An 18,854-nucleotide genomic window follows, 5' to 3' on the forward strand; every position below is an offset into this window, starting at 1 on the left:
GTGAATGGAACCACGGCACGGTTCGGGCGACAGCCTCGGTTCACGCCCGCAGGCGCGCACCCGAACTGTGAACCGAATGCCAGCGATCCCAAGGGGACTAGGGGACAATCCCCTGGCTGTCCACCCACTTCACAAGGTGCCTGTCCAGGTGCTCCGCCAGCCGCTTCGCGAAGGTTCGCCATTTCCTCACGTTATCCAAGGAAAGGGAACCGTCGGTTCGGCCCGTATGTGCCACTGTTCCGCGAATCGAAACCAAATCGGCGAGCCGCCTGAGGACGTCGGCATTGCTTGCTTTGCTCCACCTGCATTTGAGAATAAGGTGATCGCCGAATAGTTCCTGGTGGAGCTTTTTCACTTGATTGGGGCCGGCGGTATTGATTCCGAAAGGTGATCCTCCGCCGGTTCCATAAATGCGGTCCCGAACGGTGTCAACCACGGTCTGTCGCCAGTCTTCTCCTGCGAGTGACCATGGGTCGGACTTGGCAGGACTGCGACTAGCCACGAACGTCCGCAACGAATTCGGGAGTTGGTCGTGAGTCGTTGCCCGCTTCACAACTTCCTCGGTTGCCCAGAGCGCACTGTCTTCCGCATAGACCTCCCATGCGGCGTAGGTGAGCAGGATGCAGGATCGAAGCAGCGGACCCTCATCGGAGCCTGGATGACCTGGTCCCGGTTGTGTTGCCTTCGGGTGGTGCGTTATGAGGTTGTCAACATCGGCGAGCGCACGTTCGATCGTCTCTAGAGCAGGTGTTTGCACATTCCCGTATCGCCACAGTTTTCTGGTTGGTTACAACACCAGGGCACTGGGTCGGACTCGCAGATCCAGGTTTGGTGTTCACCCGCCGGCGTCCCCGCATAGCGCCCATAACGCATCACTATCGGCCGTCCGAGCGCCTGACGCGAGAAGGCCCCGCCAGGGCTGTGCAATCCCGGCGGGGCCTTCGTCGTAGCCACCTCGGGGAAGGCGGCACCCCGACCCTATCGGCGCCCAATATCGCGCGCAGCAGGAGGCCCCGCCGGTGATCTCTGTGAGGAGCCGACCGGCGGGGCCGGGCCGCCGGACGGGGGGAGAACGGCGACCAAGATCAACCCTATGCAGACATCGTGAGGTCTGCAGACCTTCTGCCCGCAGCTGCTCACCATCTCCCGCACCTGAGGTCGCCACTCCCGTGGCGACCTCAGTCGTTTGTCCCCAGATTCTCCGGCGGCGTGACGTCCCGCAGACCCCGCCACGCCGCCGGTCTCTATCCCCGGGTCTGCAACCACCAGAAGAAGGGTCTGCCATGCCCACCATGAGAACCATCCGCAAGGACGACTGGAAGCCGACACCACTCGTGTCCCCCGAGGGTCGCCCCTACACCCCCGGCTCGTTCCGCGAGGATCGCGAACTCCGCAGCAAGGGGTACGTCCCCGCGCCGGTGGTCGACACGGCCACCGCAGCGCCCGACAGCGCCGCCGCAGACACAGAGGCCACCCCGGTCCCGGCGACCGATGCCCCGACCGAGACCCAGGCCAAGACCACCCGACGCAACGGAGGCGCGAAGTGAGCGCGGACAACCTCGACACCATCACCTCGATCGACACCCAGGACGTTCGCCGGTACGGCGGAGAACAGCGCGAGCCGAAGAAGCCGTTCAAGTTCCAGATCGGCGAATCGCCGACCTTCTACGTCCAGGAACCGGACGCCGACACCGTCATGGACATCGAGGAAGCCCGGACCTCCCGCAGTGTTCTGAAGCTGTTCCTCGGTGACCAGTACGACGATGTCGCCGACTTCCTCGGTCCGCAGGACCCGGACGTGCTGATCGACCTCGCGCGCGACCTGTCCAAGCACTTCGGGCTGTTCGATGCAGAGCAGGCGGTGAACCGCGCCGATCGACGGAGCCGGGATCGGCGCCGCAGCGGTCGTCGCCGCTGACAGGTGAGCGACGATAACGGGTCGGCGGCCTCGTTCTTTCGAACACTCCTCGTTGAGGCTGCCGGCCCGTTCGTCGTACATCTAGACGATGACGGGCCCGAGCTCGTCATCGAGGCGCCCGAATCGGCCGACGTCGCCTACCTCGACACCACTGTCTCCGTCCATGACCAGCTCGATCTCCTCGTCGGCGATGAACTGGCCGATGTCATCGCCGACCACTACGCCCGCCGGCCGTTCTCCGAACTCGCCGACCTCGTCGACGACATTCGCGAGCACTTCGGGATCCTCATCCCGCCGGACGCCGGATGGGCGTACCTGGTGCACGAGATCGACCGCTACGGCGCAGGGATCGAAAAGGACCTGTTCACCCTGCCCGGCGACGAAAGTCTGTACGACTGGGTCCGCGACCACCTGAACAATCCCTGGAACCGGCTGCTTCGACTGTTGCCGACGTTGCCTGAGGGCGGCTGGTACTTCGCCGCACTGGGCAATGACGACGAGCGTGCCCAGAAGATCCTCGAGATGGAGCAGCGCGGCGAGCTGCCTCCTCCGTCGAAGCGGCCGTCTCTGGTCGGTTGGACATACGAGCGGGCGAAGCTCACCGATCTTGTCGACTCGGCTCGCCGCATCGAGCATGCCGTGTGGGGAGCGTCCCCGAAGTTCAAGGGCAAGGGCGGCAAGCCGCCGCGGCCATCACCTCGTCCGCAGACTGCGCGCGATCGCGTCGAAGAGTTCCAGGCCCTCGTCGAACACGACGACATTGCCTCACAGCTCCTCGGCAGCCGCTACACGCGGCGCTACACCCCACCGGAGGTAAACGATGGCTGACCTGCAGGGTGGACAGACCTACATCAACGTCTTGCCCTCGATGGCCGGCTACTTCAAGCGGGTCCGCGCCGAGATCAAGGGCCACCCGGTCGACCACAAGATCGGCGTGGAAGTCGATCAGCGCAAGCTCGTGAAGGCGAAGTCCGATCTCGACAGTGCCACCAAGGCTGCGGCTGACGCACGACGCCGGGAATCCGCGGCGACCAAGGAAGCTGCCGATGCCGAACGGCAACTACAGGCCCTTCGCAGCAAGGGCGTCACCGACGCGAGTCGGCTCGCAGCCGCCGAAGCAAAGGTCGCCAAGGCCAAGCGCGACAGTCAGGCCGCGGCCGCGGCGCTCAATGCTGCCGAGTCGAAGCGCACATCAGCTGCGAACCGGGTCGTGCACATCGAGACCCGGATCGACGACAAGCGTGCCGAAGCCGACAGCGCGTCGCTCCTGCAGCGGCTCACCCAGCGGTTCGGTGCCGGGGGCCAGGCGGCCGGTGCTCAGTTCGTCAGCGGCGTGAGCGCCTCCATGAACTCGCATGCTCGAGGCAGCGAGGAAGGACGCAGTTTCGTGGCGGGATTCTTCTCCGCCATCGGCAGTGGCATGCGCGCAGCAGTCGCGGGTTTCGCGATCCTCAGCACCGCGGCCACCTCGGTGATCAGGAACGTCGGTACTGCAGCCACTGTGCTTGGATTCGCTGCACGTGCTGTCCGAAACCTCAGTGTTGGGTTGCTTGCAAGTACCTCGCTGCTGCGGATGATGACTGGCGCGGGCGTCGCCCGTCTTGCGGGTGCGCTGCGGCTCGCCGCCACTGCCGCCGGCATCCTCGCCCGCGATATCGGCCGGGTGACCGCCGCCCTGCTGGTGATGGCGGGCGTGGCCAAGCTGGTCGGGATCTTGACGCGCATCGGCCGTGCTCTCGGCGTGGTGACTGTCGGGTCCGCCGTTGCACTCGGTGCGGTCTCGGCGCTCGGCTCCGTGGTGGCGACCTTCGCTACCGGCCCGATGGTGTCGGGTCTGATGGCGATCGCCGCGGCTATGGGAACGGTTGCGGCGGCCGCGGCAGGCATCCTCGGGCCCGCCATCGGCGTGGCGAAGTTGGCGTTCGCTGGCCTGTCCGATGGGGCGAAGGCCTGGACCGACTCGCAGAAGAATGTGGGCGCCGCTGCTTCGAAGAGTGCGTCCGCGCTCAAGGCCGTCGAGAACGCCAAGAAGGCTCAGGCGCGCACCGCCGAGCAGGGCAACCGCCAGATCGTCTCTGCTGAGAAGCAGGTCGTCAAAGCGCAGGAAGCGGTAAAGGAGGCACAGGACGAGGTCAACCAGGCCCGCAAGGAAGCCAAGCGTGACGCCGAGGGCTACGCGCGGACCCTCGCCGGGTTGGCTCTCGACGAGGAAGGCGCCGCCCTGGCGCTGGCCGAAGCCGAGAAGAACCTACGCGAGACACGGGCCAATCCGGATGCGGACGGTCTCGACCGGTGGCGAGCGGAGCTCGGTGTCCGCGAGGCGAAGCAGGCGTTCGAGGAGATCAAGGCGACAAACGCCGAGCAGCGCGCCGAGATCGCCGACGCACAAGCCAAGGGCATCGAAGGCTCCGACCGGGTCGTCGAGGCCAAGGAGCGTGAGGTCGACGCTCAGGAGCAGCTGCGCGAGGCCCAGTCCGATCTGGCGCAGACACAGAAGGATGTGGCCCAGGCCAACATCGATGCCGCCGAGGCCGTGGCGGACGCGTACCAGAGCATGGCGGATGCGCAGCAGTCGGCAGCAGGAGACGATCCGTTCGCGGCGATGATCGGACAGCGGCTGGCACCGCTTCTGCAGGCATTCAAGAACCTGCGCGAAGAACTCACCGATCGATTCAGCTTGGCGATGGTCGGCTCGTTCACCATGCTCGGTGGGCTGCTGGACCGGTTGAAGCCGAACCTCGGTGGACTGGCCGCCACCCTCGGCACCATCGGGGCGCAGATCGCCACCTCGATCTCGAGTCCGGCCGCCGTGGCCGGCTGGGATCGGATGATCGCAGGCTCGAGAACCTTTTTCGACAGCCTCGCTCAGGGCGAAAACGGTCTGGGATCGGTGTTTTCCGGCCTGATCAGCGTTCTCGGGACCGCGGCGGAGACGTTCGCCCACACCGGAGCAGGGCTCAATGAGTGGCTGCTGGGGCTTGGTGAGAAGCTGCGGAACCTCACCGCCGACGATCTGCGCTCGTCGCTGGACGGTGTCCGGCAGACGTTCGAGAACATCGGCGCGGTGGTCGGTCCGCTGTTCGAGCTCTTCCGCGGGTTCGGGGCGGAAGCAGCGGCCGGCCTGGCACCCGGATTCGTGGCGCTGGGGCAGTCGATCAAGGACTCGATCCCGGGTCTGATGGACATGGCACGAGTGCTGATGCCTGCCCTCGGGCAGGCGCTCGCCAACCTCGCTCCGGTACTGCCCGGTCTGGTGGAGGCATTCCGTCCCTGGTCGGACGTCCTCGCCGCGGTGGCGCCGCACTTGGGCACGATCATCGAGAAGCTGGCGCCGCTTGCGCCGATGCTCCTCGCCGCTGTCATGGCGGTGAAGGTCATCGGTGTGGCGATGACCGCGTGGAATGCGGTCATGTTCGCCTCGTCCGTGGCTCAGGGTGTGTTCGCTGCCGCGACCGGGCGGTCCGCGATGTCGCTGCGTCGAAACACGATCGCCCTCGCGGCCCATCGTGCCGCGCTCGTCGCGGGTGCGGTAGCGCAGTGGGCGCTCAACGCGGCGATGAGCGCGAACCCCATCACGCTCCTCGTAATCGCGATCGCTGCTCTGGTCGGGGCACTGGTGTGGTTCTTCACCCAGACCGAGGCCGGAAAGCGGATCTGGGAGACGGTGTGGTCCGGGATCCAGGCGGCACTGTCGGCGGCGTGGGAGTTCATCCGGCCGATCTTCGAGGCGATCGGTGCAATCTTCGTGTGGCTGTACGAGAACGTCGTGCAGCCGGTGTTCACCGCCATCAAGGTCGCGCTCGCTGTGGTTGCTGCAGCGTTCATCCTGATGGGCCAGGTCGTAATGGGGATCTGGAACACCCTCGTCACGTTCTTGAAGGCGTACTGGGACAACGTCGGATCGAAGATCTTCGACGCCATCAAGGTCGCTCTGCAGGCGGTCGGCGCCTTCTTCGGCTGGGTGTGGAACTCGCTGATCAAACCTGCCTGGGAGGCGGTCGGCGCCGGTATCGCCTGGGTGTGGGAGAACGTCATCCGGCCGGCGTGGGAGGCACTGAAGGCTGCCCTCGGCGCGGTCGGTGAGTTCTTCTCGTCCGTGTGGAATTCGGTGATCAAGCCCGTGTGGGACGCCCTTGGCGCAGGCATCAAGGCGGTGATCGACAACGTCGTGACGCCTGCATGGGAGGCGATGAAGACCGCCCTCGGGAAGGTGCGTGACTTCTTCAGCGAGGTCGTGAAGGGCATCGGCGAAAAGTGGGACAGCCTGAAGAGCGTCCTCGCGAAGCCGATCAACTTCATGATCAACACGGTCTGGAACGAGGGCATCCTCAAGGCATGGAACAAGGCCGCAGGTCTCCTCGGTCTAGGACCGGCCGAACCGCTCGCAGGCATCCCGGAGCACGCCACCGGTGGTGCGATCCGCGGCCCCGGCACCGGCACGTCCGACGACGTCCTGATGTGGGGTTCGAACGGCGAGCACATGGTCACCACCGCCGAGGTCAAGGCAGCCGGCGGCCACAACGTGCTCTACGCCATCCGCGACATGATCCTGCGCGGCATCCCGTTCCAATGGAACGGCGGGCGGATCATCTCGCAGATCGGCCGCGACAACCTGAGCGCCTACGGTGCCCAGGTTGCGGCGAAGGGTCTGGGGAACGTTGATCCGCAGGGCATGTTCGACGGGATGCTGCCCGGCTACAAGGACGGCGGTGAAATCCGTCCGATGTGGCAGACGCAGCTCGAGAACGGCCACCGCGCCGCGAAGAGCCGCAACGGCAACCCGTACACCTGGGGATTCGAGGACTGCTCGGGCCTAATGTCGATGATCGCCGACGCCATCATCAACGGCGGCAACGGTTCCCGGAACTGGTTCACCGGATCCTTCCCCGGCACCCAGCCGTGGACGCCCGGCCTCGGCCAGGGCTTCTCGGTCGGCGTCTGGGACGACCCGGGCGGACCGGGTGGCGGCCACACCGCGGGCACCTTGACCGGTGTCGGGCCGTACTCGACGGTCAACGTCGAGTCGAGCGGCTCGGGCGGGGTCATGTACGGCGGCGGAGCGATCGGCGCGGACTCCCCGTACTTCGCCGGCAAACACCCCGGACTGTTCCACCTTGCGATCGGCGCGGACGGCGCGTTCGAGTCCGGCGGTGCAGGTGGCGGCGGTGGGCTGTCCCCCGAGGGGAAGCAGTCGTTCGTGCAGCGGAAGGTCGCTGACATCTTCGATTTCTTCCTCAACCCGATCAAGGCGGGTATCGGCGCTGCGATCGGAACACCTCCGCCGGAGTGGGTCGGTGTTCCTCCGGCATACCTGGACAAGGGCCGCGACATGACGTCGAGCTTCCTGTCCGACAAGGTGGCCGGCCTGGGCGACCTGCTCGGATCGGTTTGGGACAAGGCCAAGAACATCGGTGGCCTGTTCCGAGACAAGGGCGGTTGGATCCCGAACGGGCTCTCGCTCGTCCGCAACGAGACAGGCCGTCCGGAGGCGGTGCTGAACTGGGATCAGATCAAGCTCATCAAGGATCTGCTTCTGGGCGGCGACATTGCCGGTGCGCTGTCTGCAATGGGCATGCTGAACAACGCCCCTGCAGCCGAATCCGCTCCCGCAGCCGACTACAGCCAGTACGGCTACGAGCAGGACAAGGTCGAGGTCGGACCGGCGGCTGCCGCGAAGTACGCGGCAGAGATCGACTGGCTCGGCGTCGGCGCACAGATCGGAACCTCACTGCTCGCAGAGTGGGGGAACGACCTGCTCGGAATCGCCGGTTTCTCGAGCCAGTTCGAGGGACTCAACCTGGTCGACGACCGTGGTCGGGGCCGCTCGGACGAAGCTCAGGCACGCAGCGAAGCCACCTACGACGACTACAAGACCGACACGCAGGCCCCGGCCGCCACCGAACCCACGGTGGCGGCACCCACCTCCACACCCACGGAGACGGAAACGGGAACCGGTCCGGAGTCAGTTGTCGACGCGGTGAAGCGGGCCTTCGCTCCGTACGGCTGGAACGAGGGCGAGCAGTGGGCCGCCGCCGACTGGATCATCCAGAAGGAATCGAGTTGGAACCCGCTGGCACGCAACCCATCCTCGGGGGCGTTCAGCCTGTTCCAGTTCCTCGGGTCGACGAAGGACGCCTACCTGCCGGACGAGAGTCCGGATCCGTACACCCAGGGCGTGGCGGGAGCGAAGTACATCCGCGACCGCTACGGCGACCCGATCCGGGCGAAGTCGTTCTGGGAGAAGAACGGCTACTACGACCAGGGCGGCATCGCATCCGGTCGCGGTTTCATGCTCAAGGACGTCATCCGTCCGGAGCGTGTCCTCTCGCCGCGGCAGACCGAGGCGTTCGAGGCGCTGGTGCCGATGCTCGACCGAGTCCAATCGGCAGCCTCCTCGCCACGCGAGGTGATGTCGGCGGCCGAACGGTCGGCGCTCGAGCTGGCGCCGGTCGGTGGCGGCGACAACTGGAACTTCAACGGTGAGTTGTCGCCGGCGATGCGGAGGGAGATCGAGATCATGTTCAACCAGCGTGAACGCGGCAGCGGACGTAGCTCCGAGTCCAGGAGGCGCTGGTGATCGACTCGATCAGCATGGTCGGGTGGAACGGGTCGCGGCACAGGTACGGCGGCCCGTCTCGCGGGGCCCAGGACTCATGGATCCAAGGTGGTCTTGACGGTCTCTGGGTCCCCGCGCCCCGCACCCCGACCCGCACCTCCCGGGCCTACCAGCACGGTTCGACACCGAAGGTGACGAAGATCGAGGAACGCCTCCTCGACTTCCAGCTTCGGATCGAAGGACGAACACGCCGTGACTTCGAAAGGGAGTTCGCCGAACAGATGGCCGTGTGGTCGTTCGACCACGACAACGAGGTCACGACGAAGACCGCATCCGGCCGGCGCACGATCAGGCTTCGGCTCGACCGGGATCCGAAGATCGTCGGTCGGATGTCGATGCAGACCACCCGCATCGACGTCGAGATGGTTGCGGTTGCGTGCTGGCCGTACCTGACGTCGGGAACGAAGGTCATCACGTGGGAGGCCGGGCCCGGCTCCCACGTGGGGACCTTCCCGGTCTCGAATCCGACCGACGTGCCGTTGTGGCTCAAGTTCGAGGGCACCCCGGCAACGAAGTGGCTACTGCCGGACGGTCTGTCGGGTCGGATGGTGCCGATCAAAGATCAGACCTCGGGGTGGCGGGTGCAGACCCGTCAGGACTTCCAGACCCTCCGCGCGGCCGGTGCTGGGTTCGAAGTATGGAAGGCGATGCGGGGCGTGAGCTTCCTGCACGAGATCCCACCGCGCACCTCGCAGGTGTTCCTGCCCGTCGAGGTCCAGGGGTCCGCGGTTCCGGCCGAGTTGCGTATCCACATGCCGCGCTACCACGAGATGCCCTGGGGGTGATTGCCTGTGAGTTACGACCTCGACGCCGACCTCGCGGCGATCGACGCCCAGGAGCATGAGGAGGCGGCGCTCGCGCTGCTCCGCACCCGAGTCACGATCCACGATCGGAATCTGGAGCTCGTCGGGGAGGTCGAGGGCGAGTACGACGCCGACTGGGAGACGATGTGCAACGAGGTCGGTGAGGCCTCGGTCGGTCTCGATGGCCGCGACGACCTGGCGCAGTGGCTGATCGACGGTCTCTCTCTCGAGCACGACATGTTCCTGGTGTTCCGGTCGCCGTGGAAGAAGGCGTGCTTCAAGGTCTACGACATCGAGTACGACGAGGACGAGCACGGCGAAGCGATCGTGCGGCCGATGGCCCGGCACATCCTCGACGAGATGAAGCACCTGCAGTGCTGGCCCAACACGTTCGCTCCTCTGGCGGTGCAGGCCCCGAAGGTTGACTTCCAGTGGGGCAACTCGATCAAGGTGATCAAGGGCTACGCACACCGGAATCTGCTGCGTGAGCAGCAGCCCGGATGGCTGCCGGCCTTCGACATCTGGGATGCGGCGAACTGGCAGGCGAACTTCGACAACGCGAAGTGGCCGATGGTGATGGTCCCGTACATCGAGTCGCGTGACGGTGTCGGTCCGTGGTGTGCTCTCGGCTCCCGCATGGACGAATTCTGGGATCTGGTGCTGCCGACGCTCGAGGACGGTGGTCTGCAGCTGACCGCGGACTTGTGGGAGGTCGGTGATCCGCAGCCGTGCCCGTCGCACTTCATCCTCGATCGGCCGACGTTCGTGTTCGACGTGAAGAAGCGGGCCACGATCCCCGGTGTCACCGGCACGATCGCCGACCCGATCCTGGACCTGCTGCGCATCTTCGGATCCGACGGCACCTCGGACACCGTCACGATCGCTGATCCGAACGACGACCCGGACAACGCTGATCCGAACGGACCCTGGGTGATCCTCCGCCGCGGTCAGCATCGCGGACTGAAGTCGAAAATGGTGATCCACAAGCCGATCGAGCACACGATCATGACCGGCGGGAAGTCGCCGGATGCGATCAACCAGGGCGCCAAGCTCCTGTCGAACATCCTGCTCGGGTTGCTCGGCACCCTGATCGGCATGCCGTGGCTCACCCTCGGCATCTTCGACAAGGCAGTCGAAGATGTCATCTTGGCGTGGGCGAGCCTCACGAACTATCAGCGCAAGGCGAACATGGGCCGGTTCGCGCACAAGTCCGGCTTCGAAGCCGGCGGTGGCGTGGCGGTGTCCCCGTCCGGGCTGCAAACCATCCGCGTGGGGCTGCATAAGGCTCGCGGGTACGTCTCGTTCGCTGCCGAGATCGATGATGCCGCGCCCTACAGGGTGGGTCTGCATATCGATGACGGCCTGCGCTGCGGGTTCGAGATCGGAAACCGGATCTGGCTTTCGCACATCGCATCGGTACGCCAGTCCTGGTCGCGGGAGAACCCGGACCAGCCATGGGAGATCAACGTCGGCGACTACCGATCCGAGGAACTGTCCGGCACGCGCGCATTGCGCGGACTCGAAGCCATCAGCGGCGCGCTGCGCCAGCACTCGAGCGCTACCTAGACCAGGAGGTCGCATGACACCCGAAGAGCTGCAGAAGGCTCTGCCGCCCGGGATGCATCCGTACGCGTACGTGTTCATGCATCCGCCCACAAACGGGGAGGGATCGCCGGTTGCGACGTTCGAGCCGGACGAGATCAACTCCCTCGCCAGGCACATCGAACGCCTCGGATTTCGCCTGGTCGAGGAGCCTCTCGATCGGTACAACCCACCGATTACCGGGCCCATCCACCCTCACAATCCGGGGCAGTGGCAGTCGAAGAAGCTTCCGCCGCCGAACCGTCCTGACCCGTACGCGCACCTCCGCGCTCAGCTCGCCGACGCGCCGGCGCACGTGCGAGCCGAGCTGCTCCGGGAGGCGACCGACGACCCCGCGCCCGATGTCCCGCCAGAATCGAAGGAGGCGACGTGACCGAGAATGTGCTGCCGTACGACCGCAGCATCGTCCCGCAGGAGACGTTCTTCAACTGCGGCCCGGCGTCGACGCAGGTGGTGCTCAACAGCCTCGGTATCCACGTGCCCGAGCAGCAGCTGGCGCGTGAGATCGGCACCCACATCGGCGGCACCGACCACATCGGTCTGATCACCCCGATCCTGAACCGCTACACCAACGCCGGCTACTTCGCGGTGCAGATGCCGCAGGACCCGCCCACCCCGGCGCAGGTCGATCGACTGTGGCGCGACATCGTCGCCTCGATCAATGGCGGCCGCGGCGTGGTCGTGAACTGGGTCGCGCCGCCGTCGAACTACCCTCGCGGTGTGAAGGGCTCGGTGTCGCCGCGTTATCACTCCGGCACGGTCTACCACTACGTCGCGGTCATGGGATACGACGACGAGGTCATGGCGGTGTGGGTGGCCGACTCTGGGTTCCAGCCGCAGGGGTACTGGCTGTCGCTCGCGCAGCTCGCCACGCTCATCCCACCGAAGGGCTACGCCGCGGCACCGGGCCCGGTCGCACCGCCACCGGCGGCGCCGCCGCAGTCCGGGATGGATGCGAAGGTGCTCGCCCGGGCGATGGGCGATGCTGTGTCGGCGGAGCGGTACGCGAAGCTGGCACCGGCGTTCATCTCGGCGATGGTGCAAGCGAACTGCACGACGATCGAGCGGGCCGCGATGTGGTGCGCCCAGCTCGGTCACGAATCCGTCGGGCTGCGGCATATGGAGGAGATCGCCGACGGCTCCGCCTACGAGGGGCGTGCCGATCTCGGCAATACCCAGCCTGGCGACGGGCGCCGGTTCAAGGGCCGCGGTCCGATCCAGGTCACCGGACGCCACAACTACACGAAGGTCAGCGAGTGGGCACACAGCAAGGGGTACGTGCCTACGCCGACCTACTTCGTGGACAACCCCACCGCACTCGCCGACGACCGGTACGGGTTCCTCGGCGCCGTCTGGTACTGGACTGTCGCACGTCCGCAGATCAACGAGCTGTGCGACGAGCGCGACATCGTCGGGGTCACCCGCGCCATCAACGGCGGTACCAACGGTCTGCCGGATCGCACGCTGCGCTGGAACCGCTGCCTCGAGATTGGCGCAGCAGTGCTACCCACCACAGGAGGTGATGCGCCGATGAGCGCAGCCGAAGTACAGGAGATCAAGGACTTCATCGTCGCGTTCTGCGGCCCGATCGGGGCAGACGTGAAGGACAACCGGCAGCAGCTCACCGGTGCCCGCAACGACCACGAGGGCTACCCGGGCTGGCCGCAGCTCGGCGGCCGCACCGTCGTCGACGCGCTGTCGCAGGTGCTGCAGAACCAACGCAATCTGTTCGAGCAGATCGAGCAGCTGAAGAAGGGTGGTGCGTGATGACGTTCGCTGAGATCCGCAAGTTCGCTGTCGCTGCGCTCACCGCGGTTGCGGCGATCATCCCTCAGGTCCTCGGCACCCTGGCGGGGGTGATCCCGGATAACGTCGCCTCGGCGCTGACGATCATCGCAGTGACGGCCGGCGCGATCCTGGTGTGGCTGGTGCCGAACGCCCCGCAGGACCCGGTCGCGAAGGTGCGGTCGAGCATCGACAAGCTGGGCCCGCTGCTCGAGGTGATCCAGGACCGTGTGCGCCGTGAAGTGAGTGCGCGCCTGCCGCAGACCACCGCCGACATCTACCAGCCGAACGTGAACAGTACTTACCCGTCTCTGCCGCAGATGGCCGAGCCTGATTCAGGGGCGCAACCGGAACCAGACCCGTTCGTCGTGCCTCCAGTCGGTCGGTGACCCCGTGGAGGAGATCGCCGGAGTCGCCATCGCCGACCTCGGCCTGTCCGGCCTGCTGACCCTCGCCGTCCTGCTGATCCTGGCCGGCGGCCTGATCCCACGCACCCTGCACCGCACCATCGTCGCAATCCAACAGCAGCGAATCGACAAACTCGAAGAGCTACTCGGCAAGCGAGACTCACAGCTCGACCGGTTGATCTCCGGGGCCGAGAAGTCGGCGGATGCCCTCGAGAAAATCCAGGTCTCGACTGACCCGGAGAGGGACGGTGATGGGTGATGTGGTGGTTCGGGCACAAGCTTCGGCGTGAGCGCCAGCAGCTCGAGCACGCCGACGTCGCGCTCGCCCAGGAAGCCGAGCGGGAGCGCCGCGTCAATGACGTTGTGGCGCGAATCGAGGAGGCCTACCGAAGGAACCACTTCGGGGAAGCAATCGAACGGGCCATGAGCAGAAAGAGGAAGCCTGCATGATCAGGACCAGCATCGCGATCGCTGCGCTGCTCGGTATCGGCGCGATTATCGTCCTGGAACCCGAACCGGAGGCACGGCTTCTGGTCACAGCGATGACCATCCTCGCGTGGATGTTCGCGCTCAGCTACGCGGTCCGCTCCCATTGGCGCATCACCCAGGCCGGCCGATCGGTCATGGCTACCACCGTGTGCCTGGCGCTGCTAGGGACGCAGTTGATGTCGCGGTGGTGGTTCGGGCCCTACCCCGGGCACCACGAGGTGCGCGCCGTCATTCTGCTCGCCCTGGTCTTGACCATCCTGCACCGGCTTCTCGTCCTGTGGCGGATCCAGCGCGAAGGACGACCGATGGAACAGAGTGAGGATGCACGATGACCTCACCTGACGGATTCATCCCCGGCAGCACCAACACCGGCTGGGGCGACATGTCCGATATGGCCGGCGAGTTCGTCCAGGGCGGCCTGCTCGGATGGGTGATCGATCTGGCGATCCAGTGGATCAACAACATGATCGCTTCTTTGCTGGACGCGCTCGACGGAGTAACCGGAGGGATCTTCAACCTTGACGACATGGCGGACCGCTTCCGCGGGACCGAGCGCACTCTCGCGAACGAGGTCCCGCGTCTGGACAACCGCATCGACGAGATCATCATCGGCAACATGCAGGCCCAGCTCGCCACCTTCTCGGCATCGGGCACCTGGTACAAGCCGACCGACGCGAAGTACGTCACCGTCGACATCCTCGGCGGCGGGTCCGGCGGTGGGCGCTCGAACAATGGTGGCAACGGCGGATCCGGTCGAGGCGGCCGCGGCGGCTACTCCGGCGGATGGGCGCGCCTTGAGTTCGACGCCGCAGACCTCCCCAGTGAAGTGGCGATCACCGTCGGCGCCCCCGGATCAGGCGCCACATCGGACGGCGGACACGGAACCGACGGTGGCCCGTCCTCATTCGGCTCGTTCGGATCCGCAACCGGCGGCAGCTCGTCCGGTCAGGCATACGGATCCGGCGGTGCCGCCGACCGCACCTACAAGATCCGCGGCGGCAACGGTGCGTCTCTGATCTACGCCGGTGGTAATGGCCTTGCCGATCCGGGTGGCGAAGGTCCGTTTGCACCCGGCGGTGCCCGCCCCTCGGAGCAGGCCGACGGTACGGATGGAAATCCGGGTGTCAGCGCAGGGGTAGGGCAGATCGGACCCGGTTCCGGTGGGTCAGGTGGAGCTGGGAAGAACGGAACTGGCTCCGGCGGCCGTGGCGGCGCTGGCGGTTGGCCGGCCGCACCTGGAGGCGGGGGCGGTCATTACGAGACGTTCGGCTTCGCCGGCAACGGCGGCAACGGCGCAAGCGGCGCCGTCTTTGTCACCACTCGTTTCTACTGACAGGAGAGTCCCTGATGGGCACCGCAACACAGGTTGCCACCGAGGTCGGCGGATTCGCCGCCCCCGCAACGTTGTACCGGATCGACCCGCCGATGGCTGGCGCCGATCACCTGCTGATCTACACCCAGCCCAGCATCGCAGGGCAGGCCGCTCAGGTGGTCGTACTGCTGGCCACAGAGACGGGCGCGGTGGTAGGGCGTGAGGTTCGACCTCAGCCGGGTTCACATGTCTCGGGTAACCCCAGTGACGAGACGGCCCTCCAGTTGGCCGGATACATGCTGGGGAAGTGACATGGCATTGATCGACGGGCGGTACCGCATCGCCGCAGAGGACCTGGCTGTCGCACTAAATGGCAACCCTGACGACGTGTGGCTCCTCCACAAGGACGGGCGCACATCCACCTCCAGCGCCTCCGAGGTGTTGCAGGTGGACGGGTGGCCTCGGCCGCTGGTCAGAGTCAACGGTGCGCTGCAACACGTGAACACCTTCCCTGGGGGTCTTGACCAGGCTGCCGCAGTGCTCAACAGGATCATCGGCAGGTGGCTACCGATATACGGGGAGGCGCCGTAATGCTCGGTTGGAGCACGCTATACGACGACATCGAACTCAACGGCGGCGACTGGATCTTCGAACGCACCAACTCGAAAGGCGTCTTTCCATCTGACACGACCGCCGAGGTGAAGTGGGCGAACGGCGTCACCTGGGATGCCACGATCGACGGCGCCGACATGAAGTGGCGCATCGAATCCGAGGACTGCACCGCCGCGATCATCCCCGACGGCACCGGATTCGTGATCTGGGTGCACTACCCGAACTCGACGACCAGCACGACCGATGACTACCCGTGGATGCGTGGCCGCGCATACCGCACCGACATGGAGGACTGACCCATGACACTGACCGCACCCGCAGCGACCGCCAATGCGATCGCCGACTTCATCGCTGCCCGGGGGAACACCTTCTCCCTGCACACCGCCAATCCCGGCGCGGCCGGCACCGCCAACGAAGCGTCCGGCGGTGGATACGCACGGCAAACCGGCACCTACCCGGCAGCATCGGGCGGGGAGACCACGACCGACGAGATGGTATTCGACGTGTCCGCGGGCACGTACACGCACGCCTGCCGCTGGAACGGATCGACACTGATCGAGGTGATCGACAACCCGGATATCACCATCAGCCCGGCGGGTGAGGCGAAGCTGACACACAAGGTCAAGGTCAACTACACCGCGCCGGCCTGACCATGAACGGGGGTACGAGCATGGCCGTATTTCCCGGTCCCGACCGCGGCACAGCCGTGTTCCCGAGCGCCGACAGTGGAACAGCGGTGTTCCCTGGGGCCGACCGCGGTGCGGCCGCGTTCCCTCCGTACCCGAAGGCTCGTGCTGCCGCGGCCATCACGCTCGTCGACATCATCTCGACCATGGCCGCCGCCGCGGTGCTCGCCGAGGCTCACGCCGAAACAACCGTCGACGTCGAATCGACGAGCGCAGTGCTCGGCGCCGCTCACACGGTCACGGTCGTCGACGTCGAATCGAGCATCACTGCACGGACCGACGTCGCGGTGGCCACCGCGACCGTCCTCGACCTCGACTCCGCGACGACCCTCACGGCCGCGGCAGTCGCCGAGCTGGTGTCGACGATCGAGGTGAACTCCACGCCCATGGTGACGGGCGTGGCTGCGCGCGCAGTCCTCGAGAGCATCGTCGATGTCACCTCCACCGGGCGACTGGCGGGCGGGGTGACCGAGGCCGAGACGGTCGTCGACGTCACCTCGTCGATCGAGGCGGTCGCAGTGACGGCAGTCGCCGCGGCCACCGCCGTGGACGTTGCCTCGAGCATCATCCTCGCGGCCCCGTCCGTGGATGCTGCCCCGGAGACGATCGTCGACATCGACTCGACCACCACGGTCACCGGGGTGGCGGCGAGCGCGGCCGCCGTGTCGACGGTCGATGTGGAGTCGACCGGCACCGTCAAGCAAGTTGTCCCGCCGTTCCCACCGTCGGGGATGAACAAGTCCGGCAACTACACGCTGCCGTCCACGAACACCTGGCACACGGTGCCGGCGTGGGCGATCCGCAGCGGGTACCCCGACACGATCATCGCGGGCAATGGTATCGAGGTGCCCGCCGGTGTCGAGGTCGCGATCGCCGGGAAGTTGACGTTCGGATACTCGGATTCCTTCTCGGGGAACGGCATGCGCATGCGCGTGATGGCCGGAGCCACGCAGATCGGTGCGGTCGCCGGTACACCGGGCAACGGTACGGTCGCGACGCTGACGCCGTTCACGTGGAAGAACGAGACGGGTGCGACGCAGCTGATCACCGTGCAGGGCTACTCGACGTCGTCGTCGTTCGGCCGGAACATCGTCCAGGGTGGGGTGAACAGCTACCTCACGCTGGTGGCGGTGGTGCCACTCGTCGAACGCGCCGCGGACAACTTCGACGACGGCCCGGGCGGTGTGACCGGACCACTGTCCGAGGAATGGGTCACCACCGGGGGCGGAACCCTCGGCCGGGTCAACGGCCGTCTCAACGGTGTCGGTACCCCGTCGGTGCCGCTGTCGTACGCGTGGTGGCATGAGCCGATGCCGTCGGACACGCAGGTGGTGCGGACGGTGATGCGGTGGGACGGCTACGACCCCGAGCACTCCGCCTGCGGCCTGGTCGTACGGGCGAATCCGTACCAGGATCCAGTGACGAATCCGGGTGCGCAGTTCGGTGTGCAGTTCTCGTGGACGCGTTCGATCATGGCGCTGTACTACGAGGACTACGACGCGACGAATGGTTTCGTGCCGGTGACCGGCGTGGCGCAGTACGTGTCGACGTCGAAGTTCCCGGAGGGCGCACTCGTCGAGCTGCGCGCCGAAGGGAACCTGTACACCGCCCGGGTGAACGGCACGATCATGTTGCAGGGCACCGTGGAGAACAGTGTGATCCCGTTCTCCAACCGGTACGTCGGACTGACCATCCAGGACGACTCCGCTGTGCAAAACGGCGGCGGGCCCCCGGGGCGCCTCGACGACTTCCAGGCGCTCACCCCGTAGCCCCGGACGCGACTGGACGCCGGTCTGTCACAGCCCACTCCAGTGGCACCGACGTGTGCTCAGCTTCCTGGCATGGGATCGGCCCAATAGCGTTGCGCCCCCGCCCTCGTCGACGGTGGCGGCGCTTTTCGTATGTCAGGGCCTGGAATGCACCGGCGGCAGCATTGAACGGGTAAAGTCTCGGCCTGGAGCACCGGGCCGAAACCAGCTGAGCCTATCCGCCGGCAATGAGGAGAAAGACGAGAACGGTCACCACGCCGACGGACAACGAGATCACCAGCCCGCCGGTCGGTGATCTGGCATCGCCGAAGAGTGGTTCGTCGGGATCCCATTTCCACCGCCACCTGCCCACACCGTCATAGAACCGTACTGTCCGGTATGTCTGCAATGAGTAGATCTACGCACGTGGCTACGAGCGATCGTGCATTCGCACCGGCTGCCCCTGTAACGGTCGAACCAATGCCGCCGACACCACCGGTGGTGACCGCGAGTACCCCGACGCTCGACGTTGCCGCAGCAGAATCGGCCCCGCTCCAATGCCTCCGGAGCGGGGTCGATTCGTCGTGTCACCGATCTTTCAGGTCCGTCCGCGCGCCGCGGCCCGATCGGCGAGCGTTCCACTCGTCGATCGTCTCCGGCAGCACCGTGCCGCGGCGGACGGTGCCGTCGGCATTGACCGGGCCGATCACCACGTTCGGGGATGGCAGCTTGCACCGGGACAGCGTGCCGGTCTCGACACCGATGAGCTCGGCAACCTGGACACGCGACAGGTACGCCCGCGGCTGGTGGGAAAGTGGCCGGGCGGGGCCTGGATACTTGGGATATCCCGGCCCCTTCTGCTCACTTCTTACGGTG

Annotated in this window: 20 protein-coding genes; 18 read left to right on the forward strand and 2 right to left on the reverse strand. The window is 66.2% G+C overall.

The genetic code is table 11. The features are described from left to right. Nucleotides 1–97: 97 nt before the first annotated feature. Complete coding sequence (locus tag KZJ41_RS28575; RefSeq protein WP_373566462.1) at nt 98–757, reverse strand: HEPN domain-containing protein; 660 nt, start codon at nt 755–757, stop codon at nt 98–100. A gap of 526 nt (nt 758–1,283) precedes the next feature. On the opposite strand from KZJ41_RS28575, the gene KZJ41_RS04725 reads away from it, so the two are divergent. The 18 genes from KZJ41_RS04725 to KZJ41_RS04810 all read left to right on the forward strand — a co-directional run bounded on the left by KZJ41_RS04725 (nt 1,284) and on the right by KZJ41_RS04810 (nt 17,999). Continuing rightward, on the forward strand, nt 1,284–1,547 hold the full coding sequence (locus KZJ41_RS04725; protein ID WP_251550305.1) for a hypothetical protein: 264 nt from the start codon (nt 1,284–1,286) through the stop codon (nt 1,545–1,547). After that, on the forward strand, nt 1,544–1,918 hold the full coding sequence (locus KZJ41_RS04730) for a hypothetical protein (protein ID WP_251550306.1): 375 nt from the start codon (nt 1,544–1,546) through the stop codon (nt 1,916–1,918). Before KZJ41_RS04725 ends, KZJ41_RS04730 begins: the two co-directional genes overlap by 4 nt. A 3-nt stretch (nt 1,919–1,921) precedes the next feature. Next, nucleotides 1,922–2,746, forward strand: a complete 825-nt coding sequence (locus tag KZJ41_RS04735) for a hypothetical protein (RefSeq protein ID WP_251550307.1) — start codon at nt 1,922–1,924, stop codon at nt 2,744–2,746. After that, nucleotides 2,739–8,495 (forward strand): transglycosylase SLT domain-containing protein, encoded by a 5,757-nt coding sequence (locus tag KZJ41_RS04740; RefSeq protein WP_251550308.1) that lies wholly within the window; start codon nt 2,739–2,741, stop codon nt 8,493–8,495. Before KZJ41_RS04735 ends, KZJ41_RS04740 begins: the two co-directional genes overlap by 8 nt. 170 nt (nt 8,496–8,665) lie before the next feature. Then, nucleotides 8,666–9,319, forward strand: a complete 654-nt coding sequence (locus KZJ41_RS04745) for a hypothetical protein (RefSeq protein WP_251550309.1) — start codon at nt 8,666–8,668, stop codon at nt 9,317–9,319. Nucleotides 9,320–9,325: 6 nt separating this feature from the next. Continuing rightward, complete coding sequence (locus KZJ41_RS04750; protein WP_251550310.1) at nt 9,326–10,903, forward strand: hypothetical protein; 1,578 nt, start codon at nt 9,326–9,328, stop codon at nt 10,901–10,903. A 13-nt stretch (nt 10,904–10,916) separates the two neighbouring features. Then, the gene (locus KZJ41_RS04755; RefSeq protein ID WP_251550311.1) at nt 10,917–11,312 is read left to right on the forward strand and encodes a hypothetical protein; all 396 of its coding nucleotides are present in this window, start codon (nt 10,917–10,919) and stop codon (nt 11,310–11,312) included. Beyond that, complete coding sequence (locus tag KZJ41_RS04760; RefSeq protein ID WP_251550312.1) at nt 11,309–12,706, forward strand: C39 family peptidase; 1,398 nt, start codon at nt 11,309–11,311, stop codon at nt 12,704–12,706. Before KZJ41_RS04755 ends, KZJ41_RS04760 begins: the two co-directional genes overlap by 4 nt. After that, nucleotides 12,706–13,113 carry a hypothetical protein gene (locus KZJ41_RS04765; RefSeq protein WP_251550313.1) on the forward strand — a complete coding sequence of 136 codons (408 nt, stop codon included), beginning with the start codon at nt 12,706–12,708 and terminating at the stop codon, nt 13,111–13,113. The genes KZJ41_RS04760 and KZJ41_RS04765 overlap by 1 nt, the downstream gene beginning before the upstream one ends. A 4-nt stretch (nt 13,114–13,117) precedes the next feature. Beyond that, nucleotides 13,118–13,390, forward strand: coding sequence for a hypothetical protein (locus tag KZJ41_RS04770; protein ID WP_168579137.1), 273 nt, complete (start codon nt 13,118–13,120; stop codon nt 13,388–13,390). Next, nucleotides 13,387–13,581: a hypothetical protein gene (locus KZJ41_RS04775; RefSeq protein ID WP_251550314.1), complete on the forward strand. Its 195-nt coding sequence runs from the start codon at nt 13,387–13,389 to the stop codon at nt 13,579–13,581. The genes KZJ41_RS04770 and KZJ41_RS04775 overlap by 4 nt, the downstream gene beginning before the upstream one ends. Next, nucleotides 13,578–13,952, forward strand: a complete 375-nt coding sequence (locus tag KZJ41_RS04780) for a hypothetical protein (protein ID WP_168579138.1) — start codon at nt 13,578–13,580, stop codon at nt 13,950–13,952. The genes KZJ41_RS04775 and KZJ41_RS04780 overlap by 4 nt, the downstream gene beginning before the upstream one ends. Continuing rightward, on the forward strand, nt 13,949–14,953 hold the full coding sequence (locus KZJ41_RS04785) for a hypothetical protein (protein ID WP_168579139.1): 1,005 nt from the start codon (nt 13,949–13,951) through the stop codon (nt 14,951–14,953). The genes KZJ41_RS04780 and KZJ41_RS04785 overlap by 4 nt, the downstream gene beginning before the upstream one ends. Before the next feature lie 14 nt (nt 14,954–14,967). Further along, nucleotides 14,968–15,243, forward strand: coding sequence for a hypothetical protein (locus KZJ41_RS04790; protein ID WP_251550315.1), 276 nt, complete (start codon nt 14,968–14,970; stop codon nt 15,241–15,243). A gap of 1 nt (nt 15,244) precedes the next feature. After that, nucleotides 15,245–15,523 carry a hypothetical protein gene (locus KZJ41_RS04795; protein ID WP_251550316.1) on the forward strand — a complete coding sequence of 93 codons (279 nt, stop codon included), beginning with the start codon at nt 15,245–15,247 and terminating at the stop codon, nt 15,521–15,523. Beyond that, the gene (locus tag KZJ41_RS04800; RefSeq protein WP_168579142.1) at nt 15,523–15,840 is read left to right on the forward strand and encodes a hypothetical protein; all 318 of its coding nucleotides are present in this window, start codon (nt 15,523–15,525) and stop codon (nt 15,838–15,840) included. Before KZJ41_RS04795 ends, KZJ41_RS04800 begins: the two co-directional genes overlap by 1 nt. 3 nt (nt 15,841–15,843) lie before the next feature. Next, on the forward strand, nt 15,844–16,194 hold the full coding sequence (locus KZJ41_RS04805; protein ID WP_251550317.1) for a hypothetical protein: 351 nt from the start codon (nt 15,844–15,846) through the stop codon (nt 16,192–16,194). An 86-nt stretch (nt 16,195–16,280) separates the two neighbouring features. Continuing rightward, nucleotides 16,281–17,999: a hypothetical protein gene (locus tag KZJ41_RS04810; protein WP_251550318.1), complete on the forward strand. Its 1,719-nt coding sequence runs from the start codon at nt 16,281–16,283 to the stop codon at nt 17,997–17,999. Between the two features lie 566 nt (nt 18,000–18,565). Here KZJ41_RS04810 and KZJ41_RS28425 read toward each other — a convergent pair. Beyond that, entirely contained in the window at nt 18,566–18,691 is a 126-nt protein-coding gene (locus KZJ41_RS28425) for a hypothetical protein (protein WP_256997138.1), read from the reverse strand. Between the last annotated feature and the right edge of the window lie 163 nt (nt 18,692–18,854).

This window comes from Rhodococcus sp. 11-3, from assembly GCF_023704055.1.
Classification (GTDB): Bacteria; Actinomycetota; Actinomycetes; order Mycobacteriales; family Mycobacteriaceae; genus Rhodococcus; species Rhodococcus aetherivorans.

Coding starts and splice junctions, on each gene's coding strand:
- KZJ41_RS04725 (WP_251550305.1), top strand. CDS start 1,284: ATGCCCACCATGAGAACCATCCGCAAGGACGACTGGAAGCCGACACCA.
- KZJ41_RS04740 (WP_251550308.1), top strand. CDS start 2,739: ATGGCTGACCTGCAGGGTGGACAGACCTACATCAACGTCTTGCCCTCG.
- KZJ41_RS04755 (WP_251550311.1), top strand. CDS start 10,917: ATGACACCCGAAGAGCTGCAGAAGGCTCTGCCGCCCGGGATGCATCCG.
- KZJ41_RS04765 (WP_251550313.1), top strand. CDS start 12,706: ATGACGTTCGCTGAGATCCGCAAGTTCGCTGTCGCTGCGCTCACCGCG.
- KZJ41_RS04780 (WP_168579138.1), top strand. CDS start 13,578: ATGATCAGGACCAGCATCGCGATCGCTGCGCTGCTCGGTATCGGCGCG.
- KZJ41_RS04785 (WP_168579139.1), top strand. CDS start 13,949: ATGACCTCACCTGACGGATTCATCCCCGGCAGCACCAACACCGGCTGG.
- KZJ41_RS04790 (WP_251550315.1), top strand. CDS start 14,968: ATGGGCACCGCAACACAGGTTGCCACCGAGGTCGGCGGATTCGCCGCC.
- KZJ41_RS04795 (WP_251550316.1), top strand. CDS start 15,245: ATGGCATTGATCGACGGGCGGTACCGCATCGCCGCAGAGGACCTGGCT.
- KZJ41_RS04800 (WP_168579142.1), top strand. CDS start 15,523: ATGCTCGGTTGGAGCACGCTATACGACGACATCGAACTCAACGGCGGC.
- KZJ41_RS04805 (WP_251550317.1), top strand. CDS start 15,844: ATGACACTGACCGCACCCGCAGCGACCGCCAATGCGATCGCCGACTTC.